The 6,109-nt window shown below is 62.5% G+C and carries 8 protein-coding genes; 3 read left to right on the top strand and 5 right to left on the bottom strand.

Going from position 1 to position 6,109, the window contains the following annotated elements; genetic code table 11:
* Positions 1 to 127 precede the first annotated feature (127 nt).
* Complete coding sequence (locus U5A57_RS06615) at positions 128 to 301, bottom strand: hypothetical protein (protein ID WP_321909188.1); 174 nt, start codon at positions 299 to 301, stop codon at positions 128 to 130.
* Between the two features lie 132 nt (positions 302 to 433).
* On the opposite strand from U5A57_RS06615, the gene U5A57_RS06610 reads away from it, so the two are divergent.
* Positions 434 to 604, top strand: a complete 171-nt coding sequence (locus U5A57_RS06610) for a hypothetical protein (protein ID WP_321909186.1) — start codon at positions 434 to 436, stop codon at positions 602 to 604.
* A 25-nt stretch (positions 605 to 629) separates the two neighbouring features.
* On the opposite strand, the gene U5A57_RS06605 is transcribed toward U5A57_RS06610, so the two are convergent.
* The 4 genes from U5A57_RS06605 to U5A57_RS06590 all read right to left on the bottom strand — a co-directional run bounded on the left by U5A57_RS06605 (position 630) and on the right by U5A57_RS06590 (position 4,754).
* Complete coding sequence (locus U5A57_RS06605) at positions 630 to 1,982, bottom strand: MATE family efflux transporter (RefSeq protein WP_415774584.1); 1,353 nt, start codon at positions 1,980 to 1,982, stop codon at positions 630 to 632.
* Entirely contained in the window at positions 1,979 to 2,287 is a 309-nt protein-coding gene (locus U5A57_RS06600) for a DUF2288 domain-containing protein (protein WP_321909182.1), read from the bottom strand. Before U5A57_RS06600 ends, U5A57_RS06605 begins: the two co-directional genes overlap by 4 nt.
* Positions 2,288 to 2,945: 658 nt before the next feature.
* Entirely contained in the window at positions 2,946 to 3,674 is a 729-nt protein-coding gene (locus tag U5A57_RS06595; protein WP_321909181.1) for a peptidoglycan DD-metalloendopeptidase family protein, read from the bottom strand.
* Positions 3,675 to 3,839: 165 nt separating this feature from the next.
* Complete coding sequence (locus tag U5A57_RS06590; RefSeq protein WP_321909179.1) at positions 3,840 to 4,754, bottom strand: aldose epimerase; 915 nt, start codon at positions 4,752 to 4,754, stop codon at positions 3,840 to 3,842.
* A 37-nt stretch (positions 4,755 to 4,791) separates the two neighbouring features.
* On the opposite strand from U5A57_RS06590, the gene U5A57_RS06585 reads away from it, so the two are divergent.
* Together U5A57_RS06585 and U5A57_RS06580 are read left to right on the top strand one after the other, a co-directional pair.
* On the top strand, positions 4,792 to 5,022 hold the full coding sequence (locus U5A57_RS06585) for a hypothetical protein (protein ID WP_321909177.1): 231 nt from the start codon (positions 4,792 to 4,794) through the stop codon (positions 5,020 to 5,022).
* A 225-nt stretch (positions 5,023 to 5,247) separates the two neighbouring features.
* Positions 5,248 to 6,078, top strand: a complete 831-nt coding sequence (locus tag U5A57_RS06580) for an undecaprenyl-diphosphate phosphatase (RefSeq protein WP_321909176.1) — start codon at positions 5,248 to 5,250, stop codon at positions 6,076 to 6,078.
* Positions 6,079 to 6,109: the final 31 nt, after the last annotated feature.

Below are 6,109 nucleotides of genomic sequence, written 5' to 3'. Positions count from 1 at the left end.
TGGCGTTGAAATGAAAGCGCGAGTCTGCCGTTCACGAAACGACGTAGCGAAAGCCGACACACGGCCAGCTCGACTGGCCGCGGCGAGAGTCAGGCAATGTACACGCCGTGGGCTACCGGCGCTGGGTTCAGTGCCTGCGGCGAACCCTGTCAAGCACGTGATGCTCGGCTAGCCAGTGATGCATCATGCCTTCGCCGTCGTGCTCCTTCCGGTAGGCGCGCGATTCGAAAATCGATAGCCCGAGCAGAACGATCAGACCCACACCAAGACCGATCAGACCCGCAATAGTTTCGGCATCCATGGCAGCCTCCTGTCGATTGCAGCCATGTCCGCATCTTAGAACAATGTGGCAACGGAAAAAATAGCAAGTTCAGCCGCTTCGCGACCTCTCGGGAGCGCTGATCGGATCATCATTCAGAAAGGATTTGAGGCGATGCCCCGTGTTTATCTGGCCCTTGCAATGGCCGTTTTGCTTTCGGCATGCGCTGATAACGCAACGAATCACCGCCACGGCACCCCGCCGCAGGACCCGCCCGACTACCACGGCGTGCCGACCGACGATCGGCCGCCGATGATGATCGACAACCCGCCACCCGCTCAATAAGCGCCGATGCCGGGCGCGAGCACGCTCAGCGCAACTGCGCAGACATAGGGCCGATCGCGCCGCTAATGCGCGGCAGCAAGGGCGAGAGCGTCATGCCGCGCGCGGCCATGAAGACAAGCAGGGCAATCCACAATCCATGATTGCCGAGCGGCCCGACCAGCGCCCAGGACACACAAAGAAACACAGCCAGCGACACGGCCATGGCTTGCATGAGCTCGCGTGTTCGCGTGGCCCCGATGAATACGCCGTCCAGCAGAAATCCCCACACGGAAATGAGCGGTGACAGCGCCGCCCATGGGAGGAATGCCTCGGCGGCGGCACGCACCGCTGGCTGATCGGTGAGCTGAGCGATGATCCACGGGCCACAGACCCAATAAACCAGCGAAAAACCAACGGCGCCTAGTGCTGCCCAGAACAGGTTGATCTTCACGGCTTGACGGAACGCATGACGATTGCCTGCGCCGATCGCCGCGCCCACCAGCGCTTCGGCTGCATGGGCGAACCCGTCGAGACCGTAGGCCATGAAGGTCTGGAAGTTGAGCAGCAGCGCATTTGCGGCAAGGATCGCGTCGCCTTGCTTGGCGCCCAGATGTGCGAACCACCCGAACGAGCCCAATAGACAGAGCGTGCGCAAAAAGATGTCGCGATTGATCGCGACGAGGCGCTTGAGCGCCGCGGGGGCGAGCACGATTTGCAGCGCAAGCGGTGCGAGCCCGCGAGGACGTAGCCTCCACAGCACGCAGGCCCCAAAGACAAAACCGAGCGTATCTGCCGTCGCTGTTGCCGCGCCGATACCGGCGATGCCCCATCGCAACGCGTACACGTAGGCGAGCACCGCGACGACGTTCGTGAGATTGATAAAGATCTGCGAAAGCAGCGCAATGCGCACGCGCTGCGTGCCGAGCAGAAAGCCGAGCACGACGTAGTTAGCCAGGGCGAACGGCGCCGAGCCGATGCGCGCAAGGCAGTAGACCCCGGCGTTGCGTTGCACCTCGATGCTGCCGCCAATGGCCGCGAGCGTGTACCGGATCAAGGGAGCTTGAATCAGCAAGATCGCGGCGCCGATCGCGAATGCCAGGAGCAGGGCGCGTACGACATTCGCGCGCAGGGCGGGGAGGTCGCGCGCGCCGTAGGCCTGTGCGACGAGTCCGGTCGTCCCCATGCGCAGGAAGCCGAAGCCCCAAAACACGAAGTTGAAGAACAGGCCGCCCAGTGCGACGCCGCCAAGGTCGGCCGCACTGCCGAGGTGACCTGCCACAGCCGTATCGACGGCACCGAGGATAGGCTGTGTGAGATTGGCGAGGACGATGGGAAACGCGAGCGTCAGCACGCGCCGATGCCAACCTCGTTGATCGGGCAGGGCCTCGGCGCCGCTCAAGCGCGTTCCTGCACGCACACCCACGGCGAGACGACAACCGCCCACAACTCGGGCTTGCGAGCCGCGTAATCCGCTGCGGTTTCCGCCTGCATGCGTTCGACGAGGCCCGAAGACAGCCATTGCGTGACGACCGCACTATTGTCGCTGGCAATGGCCTCGGCCACGCTCACGAGGTCGAGGTCGCGCGCTACGCTCAACAGCTTGCCTTGCGCAAAGAAGCGCTCGAGATCTTGCCAGTCGATCTTGGCGGTTTCGCCGAGCAGCTTGGTGTACGTCGAACTGGGGTTGGCGTCTTCGATAGTCATGGTAGTGGGGAATTCGTTGCGGCCGATACTATAAACGATAGTCGGTCTGCCGGCCGCTGGCCGGATGGCGAACGCCAAAGCAGCGGGATTAATCACATTAATTGTCGATATCCAGGCTTTCGCCGCCAAAATACAGACAATAAGCAACATTAAATCGGCCAAACATCTGATCTAAGCGTGCTGCGAATTGATGTTTCAAATTTGTACAGCACGCCGAATAAATGCGCTGTTACGTGCGCTCGCCCACTAAAGCCAGTGGCCTCGAAAATGCACAAATCGCCATGCTTTAAACCACCGATTCGGGCTTGCGAAAAGCCCTCGAAAGCGCAATCGACGTCAGCCTGAATGTCCCGTCCAGCAAGCCTTTGCGCCATTCGACGAGTTGTCGTCTTGTGTCATTGAAGCGCGCGATTCGGTGCACCCGAACAGTTGATTCGGCGTCCTCATTCGTTGCTGAAAAGTGATGCGACACATAATCCGTGCGGCGTAGCACATTTTCGGGCTAATTAAGTGATTGCGCCGCAGGAAGCCCGTTGATAGATTGCGATTCGGCGCATGGTAAACCGGTCCTTTGCCGATATGCGCCAAACCCCCGTTAGCCCGGCGCCATGCCGGGCTTTTTTTTTGTTCATTGATCGGCTGGCAGCAACGGCCAGTGTCAGCGCGCGGGGAGTTGTCGAGTTGGATCGATCGAGCGCCCCTGGTATCGCAGCTCGAAATGCAGCATCACGCGATCGTTGTCGCTGTTGCCCATTTCCGCGATCTTTTGCCCTTGCGTGACGCTTTGACCTTCCTTCACGAACAATGCCTGATTGTGTGCATAGGCTGTCAGGTAATCGCCGCTGTGCTTGATGATTAGCAAGTTACCGTAGCCCCGCAGTCCATTGCCTGCATAGACCACGGTGCCGGGCGCGGCAGCGACGATTGGCGTGCCGGCCGCATTGACGATGTCGATGCCCTTCGAATTGCGGCCATCGAAGCCGCGGATGACCTGACCGCTAGTCGGCCAGACGAGCGAAATCGAAGGCGCGGCCGCTGTCGACGGTGCGGACGACTCCGCGGGTGACGGCGCAGCAGCCGTCTCGGCTGCATTGGCACTCTCGCGCGGCGCAGCTGCACTACGTGGCGCGCCACCGGTACGGGCGCTCGCTGTACCGGCAGGCGGCTCCACGCGCAGGACCTGGCCGACTTCGATGGCGTCGGGATTCGACAGATTGTTCCAGCGCACGATGTTCTGTACGGACTGGCGATTGCTGCGCGCGATCTTGTACACGGTGTCGCCGCGTTCCACGCGGTAAAAGCCGGGGCCGACTGGAGCCGATCCGCACGCCGCGAGCAACGCAACGAGCGCCGCACACGCAATCCGTCTGATTCCTGGTGCCAACATTGAACCTCGCATGACCTTGCCTCGACGGACCGAAGTCCGCCGCGCTGGCAAAACGCCCGATTTTAGCGGTTTTGCCAAAGCAACTGGGGTTTTGCCTGACGAATGACTGACGAAAGCGGCAGCGCCCATGCCCGTGCCGGCACCAGAGGAGGCCTGCGGGCGCGATTAGCCACCGAGCGTCTCGACGCCGATGCGCAGCGTCGCCGTCTCCGTTTGACCCGGTGCGAGCCAGCGCAGGCCGAGCCCGTTATGGATCGCATCAGGCAGGCCAAGCCAGGGTTCGACGCAGTAGAAGTCCGAGTCCGCGGCTTCCGTCCACGTCGTCACGGCGTACCAGGGGAGCGAGCCGGGCCGGTTCAGATCGATCGTCACCGCGCGGCCGAGTCCCGGTGCGACGAGGCGCACCGGCGTGGCGGGCGGCGTGGGTTCGAGCACATGGAAACGGTCGATGATGCTGGCGTCGTCGAGTCTGTATTGCGCCTTGCCGGGCTCGGGCGCGCTGATCGAGCCGTCCGCGAGTTGATGACGGCGCTGGGCAGGCGGCAAGTCGAGCGTCGTTTGCGCGCGCTGGGCGTGCGGCAGGGCGAAATAGAAGTGATGGCCCGCGTACCAGGGGAGCGGCTGCGCGCCGGTATTGGTCGCGGCGAGCGTGACTTCGAGCGTATGCGCGTCGGCGAGCCGGTAGGCCGCTTCGAAGCGAAAGGCGAACGGGTAGCCCGTGCGCGTTGCATCCGAGTCGACGAGCGTCATCTTCAGGCCGTGGCCATCGTCGTCGACAAGCGCTGCGAACGGCAGGTCACGCGCAAAGCCGTGCATCGGCAGATCGCGAACCACGCCTTGGGCGTCGCGCCAGCGGCCGATCTGGCCGTCCACACGATGGCGCCCAAGGAACGGGAAGAGCAGCGGATTGCCGCCGCGCACGCGTGCCGGTTCGGCCCAGTTTGCATTCTCCGGCCACACGATGACCGGGCGGCCGTCGACTTGCCACGAGAGCAAGCGGCCGCCGGCCCACGGCGCGAAACGCAACGTCGAGGCACCGCGGGTGAGGGTGAGGATGTCCTTTTCTGGATGAGCGTTCATGGGCGGGCCTGGAGTGGGTGGAAGGAGGGCGGCGCACATGCGCCGGGCAGGCGGATTTTGCGCTGCTTTCTCATGCGTGAAAACCCTTGTCGGGAAAGCGTGGGTATTGTTCAAGGACGAGAGTCAGCATAATCCGCATGACCGTGCGCTGGCGCACAGAGCATTTTCGCAGGAGACCCCCATGGACCTCGCAATGGCAATGAGCATGGCGCTGTTCAGCCTCTTTGTCGGCAGCAGCGCGTATTTCTTCTACAAGATGGCGCGCTGATCGCGCGACGTTCCGTCCCCCTCATCCGGTTCTCGCAAGCGCGACACGCGCGTTCGCGCCAGAATCCGTGTCTTCGCAGCCAACTTTGTTGCGACGCAGTAACTTTTCCGACAAATCCCTCTCCAGGCTTGGCGCTGCAATACGGCCCAGGCATAATCGGTGCGCTTTGCCGCACCGGCTCCGCAACGGTCCGGCCCCTTACACCATCATTACGAGGATCCGCGCGTGAGTCTCTGGTTTCTATTCTTCCTGAGCGTGTTGCAAGGCGTCACCGAACTGTTCCCCGTGAGCAGTCTTGGCCATACGCTGCTCGTGCCCGCGCTGTTCGGCATGCACATCGACAAGCACGCGCCGCAACTGCTGCCGTTCCTCGTTGCCTTGCATCTGGGAACCGCGGTCGCTCTCCTCTGGTATTTCCGTGAACGCTGGGTCGCGCTGATCAGCGGCTTCTTCAGTTCGCTGGCCGGCCGTAAGAACGACGACGGCCATATGATGTGGGCGCTCATTATCGGGACGATTCCGACGGGCATCGTTGGCCTCGTGCTCGAAAAGCGCATCGAAGCCATCTTTCACGATCTGCGCATTGTCGCGGCCGCGTTGATGGTCAATGGCGTGCTGCTGTGGTTCGGCGATCGTCTCCAGCGCGCGCGTGCACATCGTCCGCCCGAGAAGCTCACGTTCCGCCAGGCGTTTCTCGTCGGCCTCGCCCAGATCGGCGCGCTCATTCCCGGTTTTTCGCGCAGCGGTCTCACGATGATCGCCGGCAATGCGGCAGGCCTCACGGCAGAAAAGGCTGCGGAGTTCTCGTTCCTGCTCGGCACGCCGATCATCTTTGCGGCTGGCGTGCTCGAACTGCCGAAGCTCTTTCACGCGCGAGATCAGCTGATGACTGCGGTCGTGGGCGGCGTGCTCACGGGCATCGCGGCCTGGCTGAGCGTGAAGTTCCTGATGAGCTATTTCGAGGGGCGTGGGCGCCTCGCATCGTTCGGTGCGTACTGCCTGATCGCGGGTGCGATCTGCCTTGGCTGGTTTGCGCTCCATCAGCAGCCGGTTTGAATCTGGCGCGAAGGCCCTTTGCAGGCGTGAT

The organism is Paraburkholderia sp. J11-2, from assembly GCF_905220185.1.
Lineage (GTDB): Bacteria > Pseudomonadota > Gammaproteobacteria > Burkholderiales > Burkholderiaceae > Paraburkholderia.
This window is presented reverse-complemented; position numbering and strand designations above follow the sequence as displayed.